The sequence below is a fragment of the Loktanella sp. DJP18 genome (assembly GCF_049310965.1).
In the GTDB taxonomy this organism is placed as follows: domain Bacteria; phylum Pseudomonadota; class Alphaproteobacteria; order Rhodobacterales; family Rhodobacteraceae; genus Loktanella.
Window position 1 is genome coordinate 26949 of record NZ_JBMERN010000017.1, and the last position, 14997, is coordinate 41945.

At 63.3% G+C, this 14997-nt stretch carries 16 protein-coding genes, 4 tRNA genes and 1 pseudogene; 5 read left to right on the forward strand and 16 right to left on the reverse strand.

What is annotated here, in order from left to right; all coding sequences use genetic code 11:
• Positions 1-11: 11 nt before the first annotated feature.
• Entirely contained in the window at positions 12-1235 is a 1224-nt protein-coding gene (hemA, locus tag ACOI1H_RS07230; protein WP_422436243.1) for a 5-aminolevulinate synthase, read from the reverse strand.
• A gap of 260 nt (positions 1236-1495) precedes the next feature.
• Here hemA and ACOI1H_RS07235 point away from each other — a divergent pair, with 260 nt between their 5' ends.
• Positions 1496-2878 carry a M20/M25/M40 family metallo-hydrolase gene (locus ACOI1H_RS07235; RefSeq protein ID WP_422436244.1) on the forward strand — a complete coding sequence of 461 codons (1383 nt, stop codon included), beginning with the start codon at positions 1496-1498 and terminating at the stop codon, positions 2876-2878.
• A gap of 153 nt (positions 2879-3031) precedes the next feature.
• Here ACOI1H_RS07235 and ACOI1H_RS07240 read toward each other — a convergent pair.
• From ACOI1H_RS07240 to ACOI1H_RS07255, 4 genes and pseudogenes are all read right to left on the reverse strand, one after another.
• Positions 3032-3108 (reverse strand) — tRNA-Asp (locus tag ACOI1H_RS07240).
• A gap of 36 nt (positions 3109-3144) precedes the next feature.
• Positions 3145-3221: transfer RNA gene (locus tag ACOI1H_RS07245), tRNA-Asp, on the reverse strand.
• 87 nt (positions 3222-3308) lie between these two features.
• Positions 3309-4242 (reverse strand): annotated as a pseudogene (locus ACOI1H_RS07250) (pirin family protein).
• Between the two features lie 142 nt (positions 4243-4384).
• Positions 4385-5971 (reverse strand): AMP-binding protein, encoded by a 1587-nt coding sequence (locus ACOI1H_RS07255; protein WP_422436314.1) that lies wholly within the window; start codon positions 5969-5971, stop codon positions 4385-4387.
• A 144-nt stretch (positions 5972-6115) separates the two neighbouring features.
• Between ACOI1H_RS07255 and ACOI1H_RS07260 the strand changes: the two genes are divergently transcribed.
• The 3 genes from ACOI1H_RS07260 (at position 6116) to ACOI1H_RS07270 (ending at position 7783) form a co-directional block, all read left to right on the forward strand.
• The gene (locus tag ACOI1H_RS07260; protein WP_422436245.1) at positions 6116-6868 is read left to right on the forward strand and encodes an FkbM family methyltransferase; all 753 of its coding nucleotides are present in this window, start codon (positions 6116-6118) and stop codon (positions 6866-6868) included.
• Between the two features lie 330 nt (positions 6869-7198).
• Positions 7199-7435, forward strand: coding sequence for a hypothetical protein (locus tag ACOI1H_RS07265; RefSeq protein WP_422436246.1), 237 nt, complete (start codon positions 7199-7201; stop codon positions 7433-7435).
• A gap of 51 nt (positions 7436-7486) precedes the next feature.
• Positions 7487-7783 carry a hypothetical protein gene (locus tag ACOI1H_RS07270; protein WP_422436248.1) on the forward strand — a complete coding sequence of 99 codons (297 nt, stop codon included), beginning with the start codon at positions 7487-7489 and terminating at the stop codon, positions 7781-7783.
• Positions 7784-7806: 23 nt separating this feature from the next.
• Here the strand turns inward: ACOI1H_RS07270 and ACOI1H_RS07275 are convergent, their stop codons facing one another.
• The 7 genes from ACOI1H_RS07275 to ACOI1H_RS07305 all read right to left on the reverse strand — a co-directional run bounded on the left by ACOI1H_RS07275 (position 7807) and on the right by ACOI1H_RS07305 (position 12663).
• Entirely contained in the window at positions 7807-8271 is a 465-nt protein-coding gene (locus ACOI1H_RS07275) for a hypothetical protein (RefSeq protein WP_422436250.1), read from the reverse strand.
• Between the two features lie 171 nt (positions 8272-8442).
• Positions 8443-9171, reverse strand: a complete 729-nt coding sequence (locus ACOI1H_RS07280) for a hypothetical protein (protein ID WP_422436252.1) — start codon at positions 9169-9171, stop codon at positions 8443-8445.
• A 291-nt stretch (positions 9172-9462) separates the two neighbouring features.
• Positions 9463-10194 carry a hypothetical protein gene (locus ACOI1H_RS07285; RefSeq protein WP_422436253.1) on the reverse strand — a complete coding sequence of 244 codons (732 nt, stop codon included), beginning with the start codon at positions 10192-10194 and terminating at the stop codon, positions 9463-9465.
• A 10-nt stretch (positions 10195-10204) separates the two neighbouring features.
• Entirely contained in the window at positions 10205-10699 is a 495-nt protein-coding gene (locus ACOI1H_RS07290; RefSeq protein ID WP_422436255.1) for a hypothetical protein, read from the reverse strand.
• Between the two features lie 9 nt (positions 10700-10708).
• Positions 10709-12037 carry an Ig-like domain-containing protein gene (locus ACOI1H_RS07295; protein ID WP_422436256.1) on the reverse strand — a complete coding sequence of 443 codons (1329 nt, stop codon included), beginning with the start codon at positions 12035-12037 and terminating at the stop codon, positions 10709-10711.
• Complete coding sequence (locus tag ACOI1H_RS07300) at positions 12037-12315, reverse strand: spike base protein, RCAP_Rcc01079 family (protein ID WP_422436258.1); 279 nt, start codon at positions 12313-12315, stop codon at positions 12037-12039. Before ACOI1H_RS07300 ends, ACOI1H_RS07295 begins: the two co-directional genes overlap by 1 nt.
• Before the next feature lie 180 nt (positions 12316-12495).
• Entirely contained in the window at positions 12496-12663 is a 168-nt protein-coding gene (locus ACOI1H_RS07305) for a hypothetical protein (RefSeq protein WP_422436259.1), read from the reverse strand.
• 648 nt (positions 12664-13311) lie between these two features.
• Here ACOI1H_RS07305 and ACOI1H_RS07310 point away from each other — a divergent pair.
• A complete protein-coding gene (locus tag ACOI1H_RS07310) occupies positions 13312-13482 on the forward strand; it encodes a hypothetical protein (RefSeq protein ID WP_422436260.1) in 171 nt (56 codons plus the stop codon).
• A 171-nt stretch (positions 13483-13653) separates the two neighbouring features.
• Here ACOI1H_RS07310 and ACOI1H_RS07315 read toward each other — a convergent pair.
• The 4 genes from ACOI1H_RS07315 to ACOI1H_RS07330 form a co-directional block, all read right to left on the reverse strand.
• Positions 13654-13729 (reverse strand) — tRNA-Val (locus tag ACOI1H_RS07315).
• A 28-nt stretch (positions 13730-13757) separates the two neighbouring features.
• Complete coding sequence (locus tag ACOI1H_RS07320; RefSeq protein ID WP_422436261.1) at positions 13758-14321, reverse strand: histidine phosphatase family protein; 564 nt, start codon at positions 14319-14321, stop codon at positions 13758-13760.
• Positions 14322-14373: 52 nt separating this feature from the next.
• A tRNA-Val gene (locus tag ACOI1H_RS07325) sits at positions 14374-14448 on the reverse strand.
• Between the two features lie 12 nt (positions 14449-14460).
• Complete coding sequence (locus ACOI1H_RS07330; protein ID WP_422436262.1) at positions 14461-14904, reverse strand: HU family DNA-binding protein; 444 nt, start codon at positions 14902-14904, stop codon at positions 14461-14463.
• Positions 14905-14997: the final 93 nt, after the last annotated feature.

Here is a 14997-nt window from a genome sequence, read left to right on the forward strand (position 1 = left end):
ATGCAGAAAGGTCAGCCAGCCAATTCGGCGCGATTCAGCGCACAGTGCGACCAGAGGTCGTCCAGCGCCGCCACGAGGCTGTCCATCTCGCGCGGACCATGCACCGGCGACGGCGTGAACCGCAGCCGTTCGGTGCCGCGCGGGACGGTGGGAAAGTTGATCGGCTGGACGTAGATTCCGAACTGGTCCAGCAGCATGTCCGACATCAGCTTGGTATGCTTGGGATCGCCGACCATCAGTGGCACGATGTGGCTGCCGTGGTCGATGATCGGCAGGCCCAGCCCCTTCAGCCGCAGCTTCAGGATCTTCGCTTGCGTCTGGTGGCTGTCGCGCAGGGCCTGGTCGGTCTTCAGATGCCTCACGCTGGCTGCGGCCCCGGCAGCGACCGCCGGCGGCAACGAGGTCGTGAAGATGAACCCCGGTGCATAGGACCGCACGGCGTCACACATCCGCGCGCTTGCCGCGATATAGCCGCCCATGACGCCGTAAGCCTTGGCCAAGGTTCCGTTGATGATGTCGATCCGCCCCATCAAGCCGTCACGCTCTGCCACACCAGCCCCGCGCGGGCCGTACATGCCGACCGCATGCACCTCGTCGATATAGGTCAGTGCGCCGAATTCCTCGGCCAGATCGCAGATCGCCTCGATGGGGCCGAAGTCGCCGTCCATCGAATAGATCGATTCGAAGGCGATCAGCTTTGGGATCTCCGCATCGTCGGCCGCCAGCAATTCGCGCAGATGCGCCACGTCGTTATGGCGAAAGATGCGCTTCTGCCCGCCATTGCGCCGCACGCCTTCGATCATGCTGGCGTGGTTCAGCGCGTCGGAATAGATGATCAGCCCCGGAAACAGCTTCGGCAGCGTGCTCAGCGTCGCGTCGTTGGCGATGTAGGCGGAGGTGAACAGCAACGCCGCTTCCTTGCGGTGCAGGTCGGCCAGTTCCGCCTCCAGCCGTTTGTGATAGACGGTGGTGCCGGAAATGTTGCGTGTGCCGCCCGAACCGGCACCGGTGGCCTCCAGCGCCTCGTGCATAGCCGCAAGAACGGCTGGGTGCTGACCCATGCCCAGATAATCGTTGCCGCACCACACCGTCACCGGGGTCTGCGACCCGTCGGGCTTGTTCCAGACCGCATGGGGATACTGGCCGCGCGTGCGTTCGATATCGATGAAGGTGCGATAACGTCCCTCGTCGTGCAGACGTTGAATGGCTGTTCCGAGGGCTGCGTCGTAGTTCACCGGTTGTCCTTTCGAAAGTGCGACACGTTCGGCAACCAGCGGGCTCAGACGCATCTTGATGTGATCTTGCATATAGAGTGATGAGGATTCGTTCAACACGCGACCAGTTGTCACCTGCGTATTGCAGAAACGCACCCCGGACGTTGATCCAGGTCAAACGGCGGCAGGGCATCGCACCGCCCCCGCGCGTCGCTCGCCTTGACCTCGCTCGCAAAGACGCAGAGTCTTGAACGAACCTCATCCTTCAAGGCAATGACCCCATGACCGACACCACCCTCGCCCCCGTCCTGGACCGGATCGACGCCGACCTCGACGCCGCCACCGACCGCCTGCTCGATCTTCTGCGCATCCCGTCGATCTCGACCGACCGCGCCTACAAGGCCGATTGCGACCGCGCCGCCGACTGGCTGGTCGACGATCTGCAATCCCTGGGGTTCGATGCCCGCAAACACCCGACCCCGGGTCACCCGATGGTCGTCGCCCATTCCGGCGGCACAGGCCCCAACATCCTGTTCTACGGCCATTACGACGTGCAGCCCGTCGATCCGCTGGACCTGTGGGACCGTGACCCCTTCGATCCACAGGTCGAGGATACGGACAAGGGCCGCGTCATCCGCGGCCGCGGCGCTTCCGATGACAAGGGCCAGCTCATGACCTTTCTCGAGGCGTGCCGCGCGTGGAAGGCCGTCCACGGCACCCTGCCCGCCAACATCACCATCTTCTGCGAGGGAGAGGAGGAATCCGGCTCCCCCTCGCTCATCCCCTTCCTTCAGGACAACGCCGACATCCTGCGCGCCGACATCGCGCTGATCTGCGACACCGGCCTCTACGGTGACAGCACCCCCGCCATCATCACGCAACTGCGCGGCCTGCTGGGCGAGGAAATCACCATACACGGCCCTTCCAAGGACCTGCATTCAGGCATGTATGGCGGCATCGCCATGAACCCCGCCCGCGTGCTGGCCCGCGTCATCGCCAGCCTGCACGATGACACCGGCCGCATCACCGTGCCAGGCTTCTACGACGGCGTGCCAGAGCTTTCGAACGAACTGGCCGCCGCCTGGGACGACCTGCACTTCGACGCCGAGAAGTTTCTGGGCGAAGTCGGCCTGAAACTGCCCGCCGGCGAACAGGGCCGTCGCCCTCTGGAAATGATCTGGTCCCGCCCCACCTGCGAGGTCAACGGCATGACCGCCGGCTACACCGGCGACGGCTTCAAGACGGTCCTGCCCGCGCAGGCCCGTGCCAAGATCAGCTTTCGCCTTGTCGGCACACAGGACCCCCACGCGATCCGCAACAGCTTTCGCCAAATGGTCACCGACATGATCCCTGCCGATTGCCGGGTCGAATTCCACGGCCACGGTGCCTCTGCCGCCGGCCAGATGTCCACGACCCACCCCGCCTTCGATCAGGCCCGCCGTGCCCTGTCCGACGAATGGCCCAATGCCGCTGCCTATGTCGGCTGCGGCGGCTCGATCCCGATCGCGGCCTACTTCAAGCAGTATCTCGACATGGACGCGATGCTGATCGGCTTCGGCAAGGACGGCGACCAGATCCATTCCCCGAACGAGAAATACGACCTGTCGTCCTTCCACAAGGGCACACGCAGTTGGGCCCGCATCCTGCACGCGATGACCGCCTGACAAACGCGCGGCCCGGCGTTCCGCGCCGCGCCGCATCCTCTTCGGGTGTCAAAAATATCGGGGGAGTCCGCACCGCGGCCGGGGGGGCTGGTCCCCCTCCGATTTCTCTCGAAAAATCGGATCGAACGGTCAGATCAGGAAAAGATGGTGAAATGGCGCGGTTGACGGGGCTCGAACCCGCGACCCCCGGCGTGACAGGCCGGTACTCTAACCAACTGAGCTACAACCGCGCATTTCAACGACGTGGCAGACATCTTCGGGGTCAATGGCGCGGTTGACGGGGCTCGAACCCGCGACCCCCGGCGTGACAGGCCGGTACTCTAACCAACTGAGCTACAACCGCCCTTGACCCGTCCGGCGTCTGCACCGAACGTGTCGCGCTTCTATGCAAGCCCCCCAGCCCCGTCAAGCGGGGCGCGCGCAAAAACCGTCACGGCAGCGGAATATGTTCCGCATCATCGCCGGGCGGCAGGCGAAAGCGGCCGTTCGCCCAGTCACCGCGCCGCCAGGCCTCCTTCGCCTCCTCGATCCGTTCCTTGCTGGAGGCCACGAAATTCCACCAGATACGACGCGGCCCTTCCAGCGTGGCCCCGCCCAGCAACATCAGCCGCGCGCCCTGCGGCCCGGCCGTCAGGCTGATCCGGTCACCCGGTCGAAAGACCATCATGCGGCCTGCGTCGAAATCCTGCCCGGCGACCGTCACCGATCCTTCCAGCACGTAGACCCCGCGATCCTCGTGGTTGTCCGGTAGGGGAATGGCGGCCCCTGCGATCAGGACCGCGTCGGCATAGAACATCTCCGATGTCGTCTCGACCGGGGCCGACGCGCCATAGACCTCGCCCAGGATCACGCGCACCGATTTGCCTTCACCGTCCAGCACCGGCAATTCGTCCTTGCCCGCATGGCGAAAGCTGGCAGGGCCGTCTTCGGCCCCGGCCGGCAAGGCCACCCAGGTCTGGATGCCCAGCAGACTGTGCGGTGCCTGCCGCTCTGCCTCGTCCATGCGTTCCGAATGGGTGATGCCGTGGCCCGAGACCATCAGGTTCACAGCCCCCGGCCTGATCCACTGGTCCGTGCCCAGCGAATCGCGGTGATGGATTGCGCCCTTGTGCAGATAGGTCACAGTTGCGAGACCGAAGTGCGGATGCGGGCGCACGTCGATGCCTTCGCCGGTCAGGAACTCGGCCGGGCCCATCTGGTCGAAGAAGATGAAAGGCCCGACCATCTGCCGCCGGGGGGCCGGCAACGCGCGGCGCACCGCGAAGCCGCCCAGATCGCGCGCGCGCGGCACGATCACCGTCTCGATCGCGTCGATGTCGTCGCCCACCGGGGCAATGCGGGTCGAGGGCGGGGTTCCAGCTCATGGCGTGTCTCCTTTTGCTGAAACAAGGGTAGTCCCGCCGGCCGGTGACGTGAAGTCACAAGGGCCGCACCGCGATTGTGCGGGCCTGGAGGGGGCGCTGCCCCGGCCCGCGGCACCCCCTAAGTATTTCTGACCAAAAGAAATCAGGACGGGACGCACAGCTTTCGCAGATCGGCGCGGATCAGCTTGCCGGTCGTGGTCATCGGCAGGGCGTCGATGAAATGGACGTGACGCGGCGCTTCATGGGCTACCAGGCGCGTGCGGACGTGATCGGACAAGGCGCGCGCCAGATCGTCGCTTGCCGCCTGGCCCTCGGCCAGCTGGACAAAAGCAACGATCACCTCGCCGCGCAGATCGTCGGGCTGGCCCACGACACCGGCCATACGCACGGCCGGGTGGGTCAGCAGGCAATCCTCGATCTCGGCCGGGCCGATGCGGTAGCCGGCGCTGGTGATGACATCGTCGGCACGCCCGCGAAAGCGGATGCGCCCGGTGTCGGTCAGTATCCCGCGGTCGCCGGTGATCAGCCAGTCGCACCTGAACTTCTCTGCCGTCGCCGCTGCATCGTTCCAGTAGCGCAGGAACATCACCGGATCGGGCGCACGCACGGCGATGTCGCCTTCCAGCCCCACCCCGCATGGGTCCCCGGAGTCATCGATCACCCGGCAGTCATGCCCCGGCACGGCGTAGCCCATGACCCCCGGCTCTGCCGGGGCAATCGCCGCGCAGGAACTCACGATCATGTTGCATTCGGTCTGGCCGTAGAATTCATTGATCGTGCAGCCCAGCACGTCCTGTCCCCAGGCGATCAGCGACGCCCCCAGCGTCTCGCCTCCACTAGCGACGGATCGCAGGTTGATCTTGGGCGGATCATCAAGCTGGCGCATAATCTTCAGCGCAGTCGGCGGCAAGAACACATTGCGCACATGATGATCGCGGATCAGATTGAACGCCGATTCCGCGGTGAACCGATCGAACCGGCTGGCCACCACCGGAACACCGTGATGCAGAGCCGGCAGCAACACGTCCAGCAGCCCGCCGATCCAGGCCCAGTCTGCCGGTGTCCAGATCCGGTCGCCCGCCTGCGGAAAACCGTCGTGGCTCATCTCAACCCCCGGCAGATGACCCAGCAGCACGCGGTGACCATGCAGCGCACCTTTCGGCGGACCGGTCGTGCCAGAAGTGAAGATCAGGATGGCCGGATCGTCGGGGCCGGTGTCGTGCGGCGTGAAATCCGGGCTCTGACCGGCGATGAAATCCGGAAAATCGTCATCGACCGAAACCACACGCAGCAGGTCCGGCAGTGCGTCGCGCAGCCCTACCAATGTCGCCGCCCCAGCAGCGTCGGTGATCACCACCTTCGCCCCTGCCGCTCCCAGCCGGTGCCGCAGGGCATCCGGGCCGAACAGCTTGAACAGGGGGATCGAGATCGCCCCCATCTTCGTCACGGCAACATGCGCCGCCGCCGTCTCGACCCGTTGCGGCAACAGCACGCCAACCCGGTCGCCCGGCCCGACCAGCGTCGACAGCGCATGTGCCAACCGGTTCGACAGGCTGCGCAACCCTGCAAATGTCGTCACCGTCCCGTCGGTCGCGTCGATGATCGCTGGCGCATCCGGTGTCAGCGCCGCGTTCCGATCACAGCAATCCACGCCGATGTTGTAGCGGTCGGGGATGTCCCAGCGGAACGCGGCACGGGTCTGGTCGATGGTCGGGTGCAGGGTCAACATCCGCCAACTGTCGGGCGGCACCGTCACCGGGGTCAAGTGATTTCCCGAAGGTTCGCCGCAGCGGCCCGCATCGCTTTTCGCTTGCGACGGCATGCGAAAAACGATGACGTTGCGGCAGCCTAGAACAGGGAAGAGTGCCACACCATGTCCATGAAAGTCGCTTTCGAACGGTTCGTCACGGACCTCGGCTTTGCCGTGCCGAACGCCTTCACGGACATGCCAGCACCGGATTTCGGGGGACGGTTCTTCGAATTTGCGCGCAGGAACGGTTACGACATCGCCGCAACCGAAACCCTGGTCTTTCGCCATCTCGGCATCAAGGTCTATGAGGTCGTCGACGTCGGCGTCCACGATGGCACCCCCTGGCTGTATCAGTCCTTTCCGGATGCGAAGTTTCTGCTGGTCGAACCGCAGCGGGACCTTCAGGACCGCTTGAAATCGCGGCCCACCCATTTCGAGTGTCTCAACGTGGCAGTCGGGCCAGAAGCGGGCCGCCTGACCCTGCAGGCCCGCAACGAACGCTCGTCATTCCTTGACCGGACGGAAGCTGCGGCGACACCGGCTGACGTATCCTACGAGGTCGAGGTCATGACTCTTGACCGCATTCTGCAAGACCGCACGACCGCCGATCAGGTCGGGCTGAAGATCGATATCGAGGGTTATGAGCATTTCGCCCTGCAAGGCCTGACGTCAGAGCTCGGCCGTATCGCCTTCGTCTCGATGGAGGTCAGCGTCCGGCAGCGCTTCAAGGGCGAAAAGACCTTCAGCGACATCGTATCGATCATGAACGATAAAGGGTTTCTGTTCTACAACCTGATGAACGTCGTGCGACCTGCACCGCCCAATGCCTACGACGTCCTGTTCCTGCCAAAGGACAGCCCGAAGTTCCGCACATGACGCCGCGCACCTCGAACGGAAATGGTGGGTGGTATGGGGCTCGAGCCCCCGACATTTTCGGTGTCAACGAAATCTATCTTTCCCAAACATCAGGTTTTTAGTCGCTTATCGTTTCCTGCGATTGTGCCGAAAATCGAGGATCGATCAGGAACATATCGCGTTTTTTGGAATGCTAATTCCGGGACCGATTTTTTCCGAGAGTCCCATCCTGAAAATGCAATTTCGTCGTGATTTCAGAATGACCCGTCGGAGCGTCAGCTCGTCCATCGAAGCCGATCGGCCATTTCCGGTCCGCGTGAAGGTAGTGATTCCACCGACAGGGCTGGGCACTTGGTCGAGATGGAGATGTGGCTGGATCGGGAGTTCGGCCGAGATGGTCACGGCAAGTCATCTGCGACGGCCATCGGTGTCGACGCCACCGCCTATCACTTCCAGAGCCTGGATCACGCAGCCCGGTTCCTCGCCCCCTTCCCGGCGCTTGCGCTGGCCATTCCGGTCGATCGACCGGCGACACGCGGGCCTCTGACGTATCGATGGCTGGCAAAAGGCGCGGGTTACCGCCTTTGACCTCAACCGGTAATTGATGAGAGTGGATCCATTGCTTAAGGATTATATTTTTTGGGAAATTTAGCAGCGCTGATCTTTGCCGTCGCTATGCTGTCGGCCATGGTCTACGGCACGCAAACGGCCCACATTGAAGGTTGTGGCGATGCATTAGCCGCAGGGCCATATGGCGAGGCAGCGGCCTTCAGCCGTGTATCCGTTACTGATGAAATCACCGACCTGGCTTCTGTCCGCGGGCCGGGCTGCACGTTCTCTGTGACGGGTCGTGCCGGGACGTCATCATTCGAGGCTACATTCGAATATGACCGGGATGCACAGACATATCGCACAACTGATCTGCTGATGTGGTAGCCCACCCCGACGTGGGCTGGGGGTCAGGCCAGCGATGCAGGCTCGACCGCACCTTTCGACGGCAGGCCGGCTGGCGACAGTGGGTGCTTCGTGCCGGGGCGGTAGTTGCCCAGCAGATCGACCAGCCAGATCGTCGCCGCGTCTGCGGTCTGGTAAGCCGGTGATCCGACAGTCGGCGCGCGCAGGGTCAGTGGTATGTCATAGGCATAGGACATGTCCTTCACCATGCCGGTCGTGCCGCGGGACACCCAGAGCTTCACGGCCGCACCCGAGGCCCAGGTCACGCCGGACAGGTTCGTGACCGTGACACCCAATGCGCCGAATGAGACGGTGAGGTTCTGCGGAACAGTGACGCCAGACCCATCGACACCCGCAACAGTGTAATTGTGATGCACCGACCCGATGGTGATGGCGTGGCGGTTGTCCTGTCCTGCAAAGCTGGCCTGCGTCAGCGGTGCGCCGAACCAGTCATTCCAGTAGGGGAACAACACTTTGGCCCCAGACGCCACTGACGCCGAGAGCGTGGTGGACAGCTGCTCCCAACCGCGAGACACGCCGGGGTAGGCGAACCGCTTGCCGCTGTCCTGCGTCGTCCAGGGGCCGTCGTCTATCGATAGTTCGGGACACAGGCAGATGTTGTCCGTGATGCGCTTGATCGGCTACAGCGGATGCTTGGCGGGATCGTCCATCGGTGTGTAGAAGCCGATCTGCGCCCCCTTCACGGTGATGACCTCGGTGTTGCCGTTCAGGACATTGGGATAGAGGTTGGAATATGCGTCCCACCCGGCCCCATCGGTGAGGTTGATAAACTCGCGCAGGTCGCCGCCGCTTGTCGTCGGCGGCGCAAGGAACATGCAGGATCGCAGGGTGAACCCGGACCCTTCGAGGTAGATCATGTTCCCCAGCGTCGGGTTCTGCGAGAAGACGCACATCTGGAACAGCGCGTTCGTGGACGGAGATTTCACCGCCGTCGTCCCGCTGGCATCGGCATAGTTGACGGACCCGAGGATATTGCACCGCGAGATGTAGATGTTCTGATCCTTGCTGGCAGCGGTATCGACCCGCATGCAGGCGTTGTCCGAGAAACTGCCGCCCGTCCATCCGTGGGTCTGGCTGATCGCGCACCCGTCGAACTCGCAGAACCGGACGCCACCGCCACGATAGCCTTGGTGGGCATGACGTGGATAGCGGTTGCGGTCGTCGAGTGCGGCAGCGCCATTCGGTTCCCCACAGTGCCGGGGATATTGGTGTTCCAGCGCGTTTCGGCCCCGTTGTGGGCGGTCGGTCGGGGATTTGATCGTCTCAACCCCGAGGAAGTGGACCCCGTAGCCCTTGCCCGTTGCAAGGCAGATGAAGTCCTTGTTGCCGTCGGCCACGACGTTGCTCATGAACACCTTGCCGGTGCCCGTGACCGGAGCGGACCCTTCGCTCACAGAAGACGGCGTAACACAGGTGTTGATGCCTTTGAACGTGACGTTGTGGCATAGCACTTCGCAGGCGTGTTTCTGGCTGAAGAACAGCGACCGGGAGTGGCTGGTCCAGATTTCCGCCTCCTCGTCCCACGGGCCCAGAATGTCAACGTCCGTGTGCTACATCTGATTGGCAGCCACAGCGGAGAACACTGACGAATTTTCAGTCGTCAGCCCAAGGAAGCTGATCTGCGCACGTTCTGCGCTGCCTCATCGCCCAATCCAGATGTGGTCGTTGTCGCGCAGAAGCGAGCCGTTCTGGTTGATCGTATGGGCAAACGTCTGACCGCCGCGCAGCATGATCCGGACGGCTGCACCCGAAGTCGTGGCGTAGATATTTTCAGCCCGCGCAAGCGCCGCCTCCCATGTCGTCACCTTGTTGTTCGCGTCGGACAGGGGCGCGCCGGTGAAGTTGCCGGCCGTATCGACAACGATGGTGCGGTTGGCCGGATAGCCTAGAACCGGGTCTTCCGGGTCGATCACGGTGAAGGAATACGTGGCGCTGCCGGTGTTCCCCGAGAGGTCGCACAGCTCGCTCGTCACCGTGTAGGTGCCGGGGGCCTCGTAGACATGCGCCGGTTTGCCGGGGGTAAAGCTGACGTTACGGTCACGGTGCTGGTTGAGGATCTTCGTCGTGCGGTGCAGGCTGCCCGGATCGCCGAATGTCGTCTTGAAGAAGATGGACTGGTAACGCTTGTTCCAGGCATCGACGGAAACCATCTGGTCGGTCACGCCGTCAGCCACGATGTCAAACTCGCAGAAATAGGGTGCATACTTCGGCAGATGTGTCGGAGCCTCCGATATCGTGACGGCGATGTTGCCCCGCGCGACGTTCCAGCCGAGGGCCGGTGCTGCAAGGGTGCCGGTGTCGGTCGCTTGCGCCAGTGAGACTGCGGTGCCGGTCTTGCCGTAGACGCCACCGGACAGGGAAAGTTTGGGCATGTCTTGCTCCTTAAAGGACGGTGTCGCGGGTGGCCGCCACGACGTTGGCCCCCTGCGTTGCGGTCACGGTCTGGCGGATGGTTCCACTGGCAATGGGCAGCGTCAGTTTCAGATCAGCGGTCAAGACGGCACCGGTGCTGACGAGCGTGATGACACTGGCGAAGGTCACAAGGCCAAGGTCTGGGTCGTGCGCCCACAGCCCCAGGTCGAAGGTGATCTTGTTGCCGATGCTGTAGGGTCCGGCAGGCGTAGGTGCCAACAGCCCGATATCGACGGGACCGGATGCCAGCAGCGCCGGATCGAACCTGCGCGACAGCCCTGCATACTTCGACCCCGCCGCACCCGTCACGGTCACATCGGCACCGTCCACAACCGTCGCAACCTGCGTCCCGTCCCTGCGGGTCTCGATGTCGATTGTCTCCGGCACCGGCAAAGGCTCCGGGTCGGGAATGTCGGGTGCTGTGAGACTGGCCGCCCGCGCAAATACCGAGATTGATGTGAGCATGATGGGTCCTTACGTGGGAATGACTGAAACGGCGATCACGGAAGTCGCGGCGGAGTCCCCCGTTGCCAGCTTGACCGCGAGCATTCCGGCTATTGTCGTCGTACCGCTTGCCACGCTGGCTTTTCGCGAAGCCACCCCAACAATGTCTGAATTTTTGGTCAGCCCGGTCCATGTCAGGGTGCCGCTGGACTGCAACGATTGCGCAGCCGCGACCACAAAGCCGTTTTGACCTATAGCGACACTCAATGCGACGTCACCTGAGACGTTGCCTTTCGCCGCGGCCACCGCCTCGACAGTCGAACCGGCCGGGATCACGACCTTGAATACTTCCAATGTCTCGGACGATGATCCGCCGGGATCGGTGAAGCCGATGGTGATGCCACCCGGAGCGTCGGCGGTCAGGACGGCGCGAAATACCTCTGTAATCATACCCGCTCCACCGTTGATGCCAACGGTGCCTGTCGGTCGAGTCACGGTCGCGCCAGCGAAGATCATCGAACCGTCCGGCGTCGTGTCGCCACCGCCGCGCGTGGCGAATATGATGAACTCGTCTCCCGTGACATAGCCGTTGCCGATGGTATGCGTGGACGCAAGAGACGCGACAGGCGTGTTGCCGACGAAGGTGCAAGTCGCAGTTGCAGTCGGTGCTATCTCCGCTGCCGTCATGAATGTCACTTCGTCCGTCAGCACTCCACACTGGTTGCCGGAATCGTCCACGACCAGACCGGCAGGCCATGCTGGTGTAATGGCTGTCGCAGCCGCAAGCCCGCTGTAGGGGATCGTCAGGACCGCACCGCTGATGGTGCAGGCACCGATGGCCACCGACACGCCGCCGAACGTGATGGACCCTTCGCCTTCGAAAATCGGGGTATCGAACATGACCACGAAATTGCCCGTTGTCGGTACATCGACCGCTGCATCGTCCGGGGCATAGGACACGACATAGGGCGGGGTCGCGTCGATACCGGACACAGCGACCGTTGCGGTGCGTATGAACGTGCCATCCGTGACCGTAACCACGACATCGACGGCATTTTCTGCCGCCGCCTCAAGGCCACTGAACGATACGGGCGTCCCGTCATTGGCGAACGGAGTACGTGTCAGCGAATCCAAAGTGACACCACCAGCATCGCGAAACGCGAGCGTCAGGGTCAGCGTGCCAGCCCCGGTGTAGTGCGCGTCGATACCGAAGGAAGCAGCCAAACCACTGCCGGGGTTGCTGAACGTCACGGTGTCAATCGTGATTGGGTTCGGCGTCGATAACAGCGGGATGCCGATCTTGACCCTTCGCTCGCCACGTTGGCCGACCCGGCGGAGGCCGCCGACCTGGCCGACCATCAGATCCACCCGACGATTTCGGAAACGGTCGTGCCGCCTGCATGAATCCGGATAAACGGTCCTGTGACCAGTTCTCCGGCCTGAACGTTCAGCAGATTGGCAACGACGCCATTCACGCCAGTGACCCTCAGACTGCCCCCACCGTCCGGGGCAGTCCCGACACGAATCTCGCGCAGTTGCGTCTCAAGGTCAGCATCGGCCGGAACGACAATCGCGAACCCCAAGCCGAGACCGGTCGGCGTGGGCATATTGGCGGCAAACGGGTTCTTGGCGGGCATGGCATTGATCCTCTGGCTGAAGGGATAAAGAGAAGGAAAACAGCCCTGACATCGGGACTGGCGCGCAGCGGGACTGCACGGGGCAAGGTTCACATTGGGGCGTCGTGCGGCGGCAGAGGGCCGCCGTCAGCAACTCTGACCGTCGTGGCGAATTGTGCGGCAGCGTTGGTGCGGACCACGTCAGTGGACTGCTTTCATCGCGATCGGCAGCTGTTGCCTCAGATATGCGCCAGCGCAGTTAACGATTTCGGTCACGTCCGTGCGGCCGTCGGCCAGCGACCGATGGCGACGTGCCCATTCGGTCGAAAATTGCTTGATCGCCGCAACGGCATCCCAGCGCGAGGTCAATCTCGACCCGGCCGGGCTGCAGGTTCTGCTGTGGGATCGGCCCGACCCGAATTCGCGTCGGTACGTCCTCGCACGGCTGCGGGAGTACTGACGCGTCTGCCCATCTCCAGCGTGGCGGCATTGGTCCCGTCGGTTAGCCCGTCTCGCGCGGGCCGTCGTTCATGACCCGCAACAATCGGTCGATCAAGAAGGTGCCGCGCTGTTCATCGACGAACCTGAACCTCACGGTAAGGCAGTTATATCCCGGAAGTTCGCAAAGCGTGCAAACCTCTGAGCAGATGCTGATCGCGCCTGACCGTTAATCTTGCATCAATGGCGAACAAGGTCTCGCTTCAGTACACCCGGGATGGCGGCGTCTCATCGATGAGCGCGTTGGTGAGTTCCTGAAACCCGCGCTGACAAGCAACTGGATTTCGGACCGCCGCATGGCGTGGGGATTGACGACACTGATCGCACTGTGTCGTAAGCCCGGAATGATCGTCGGCGACTATCGGACGGAACTGACGTCGAACGCCAGCTTGAATGGGCGCGCCGAGCACAAGATCGAATGGCACGACATCGCGCCAGGCAAGCCGATGCATAAGGGCTTTGCAGAGTGCTCCAACGGCATGGTCGGGGGCGCGCTTCTGTACGAGACGCTGCCGCAACGTGGCCCATACTCGCGATCTGACCAAGACTCGGGTCATCGACTGCTACGCCGCGCGGCTGCACTCGGCCCTCGCCGACCAGACCCCTGCAGGCGTCGACCAGCACCACATCACCGCAATCGACCGACCCACTGCACGCGACGAAAGTTCCGCGCGCCACGGAACGGCATGATCTACCGGCTTCGGTCGCTGCTGGATGAAAAGACGATGGAAGGCCACGATCGGCGCGATCCTTGGCTGAGGCATCACCCGCGGCGTCATCGACGGGAGCCCCTGCCGGGCGTCGTGCTCATGCAGAGCGAGGGAACGCGACCGGGCAAGGAGTCGTTAAGTGATTGATTTATGGTGGGTGGTGAGGGGCTCGAACCCCCGACATTTTCGGTGTAAACGAAACGCTCTACCAACTGAGCTAACCACCCGCCGCGCCGATTTACGCAAGTTTGCGCCTCAGCGCAACTCCTCCATCCGCCCCTGCGACAGATAGAAGACATTGCCCTGCCCGCCCTTAAGGTCGGTCCAAGCAGAGTCGTCCAGTCCCAGTGCCGCACAGCGCAGAAAGCGGCTGATGATCCCGTGGCAGACGATCACCGCAGGCCCGTCCAGACCGGCGACGAAAGACCGTGCGCGTGCAGCGACCCGGGCCAGCCCCTCACCGGGCGCACGGGCATAGACCGAAAGATCGCCGTCGGGGCCTTCGCTGGAGGCATCGGGCGCAAAGTCGCGGCGCAGCAGACCGGACCAGGCACCCACGTCAATCTCGCGGAGGCGGTCGTCGGTGCGGATTTCGGTCGCAACCTCTGCCAGGGCGATGCCCGCCGTCTGCACCGCACGCCCCATGGGAGAGGTGAAAAATGCAAACCCTGCCAGATCGCGCCCCGCCAGCAGCCGGCTCTGACGCGCGGCCTGCGCGCGGCCCAGGTCCGTCAGCGGCGCGTTCAATCGCCCCTGCATCCGGCCTTCGCGGTTCCAGACCGTCTCTCCGTGGCGCAGGATGTAGAGGTCAGGCGTCATGCGACACTCCCCATGAAAAAGGGTGCCGCCCTGCGGCGACACCCCTGAAGTCTGGTGGGTGATAAGAGATTTGAACTCCTGACATCTTCGATGTGAACGAAGCGCTCTACCACTGAGCTAATCACCCTTGGGCGCTCATTTAGCTGTCGTCGTCGGCCACCGCAACCCCGGATTTCGCATTTCGTCCCGCACCGTCGCCCTGCCCTGCGCCATCCTTCTGCGTGCGCAGCTTCAGCGTCAGCATCTGCGCGCCCATCCCCAGGTCCTTGACCTTCACGGTCTTGATCTTGCCCATCGGCGGCAGGATCAGTTCCTTGCCAGCGGCCAGGATGTCGGCCAGTTCCGCCAGCGCCGCTTCGATCGCGGGTTTGGCGTCCTTCTTCTTCAGGTTGGCGCGGGCGATCACGCGGTCGATGAATTCGGCCTTCTTCATCGCCTCGCCGGCGGGCACGTCGACTGCCGCGCCCACGACGCGCGGTGCCGGTGTCTTGCTGGCGCCGCCGGGTGCCGTGACCTGGACCTTGGGTGTCGCCACCTTCAGACGGACGGTCCCGTCTGCAGGAGTCTCGGGTTTCGCGGTCATGATGGCTTCCTTCCCTGGGATCTCGGCGGCGGCAGCTTCTCATCGGGCGCAGCCTGCGTGGCGTGCAAAAAGCGCCGTTGAAAGACCCTGTCC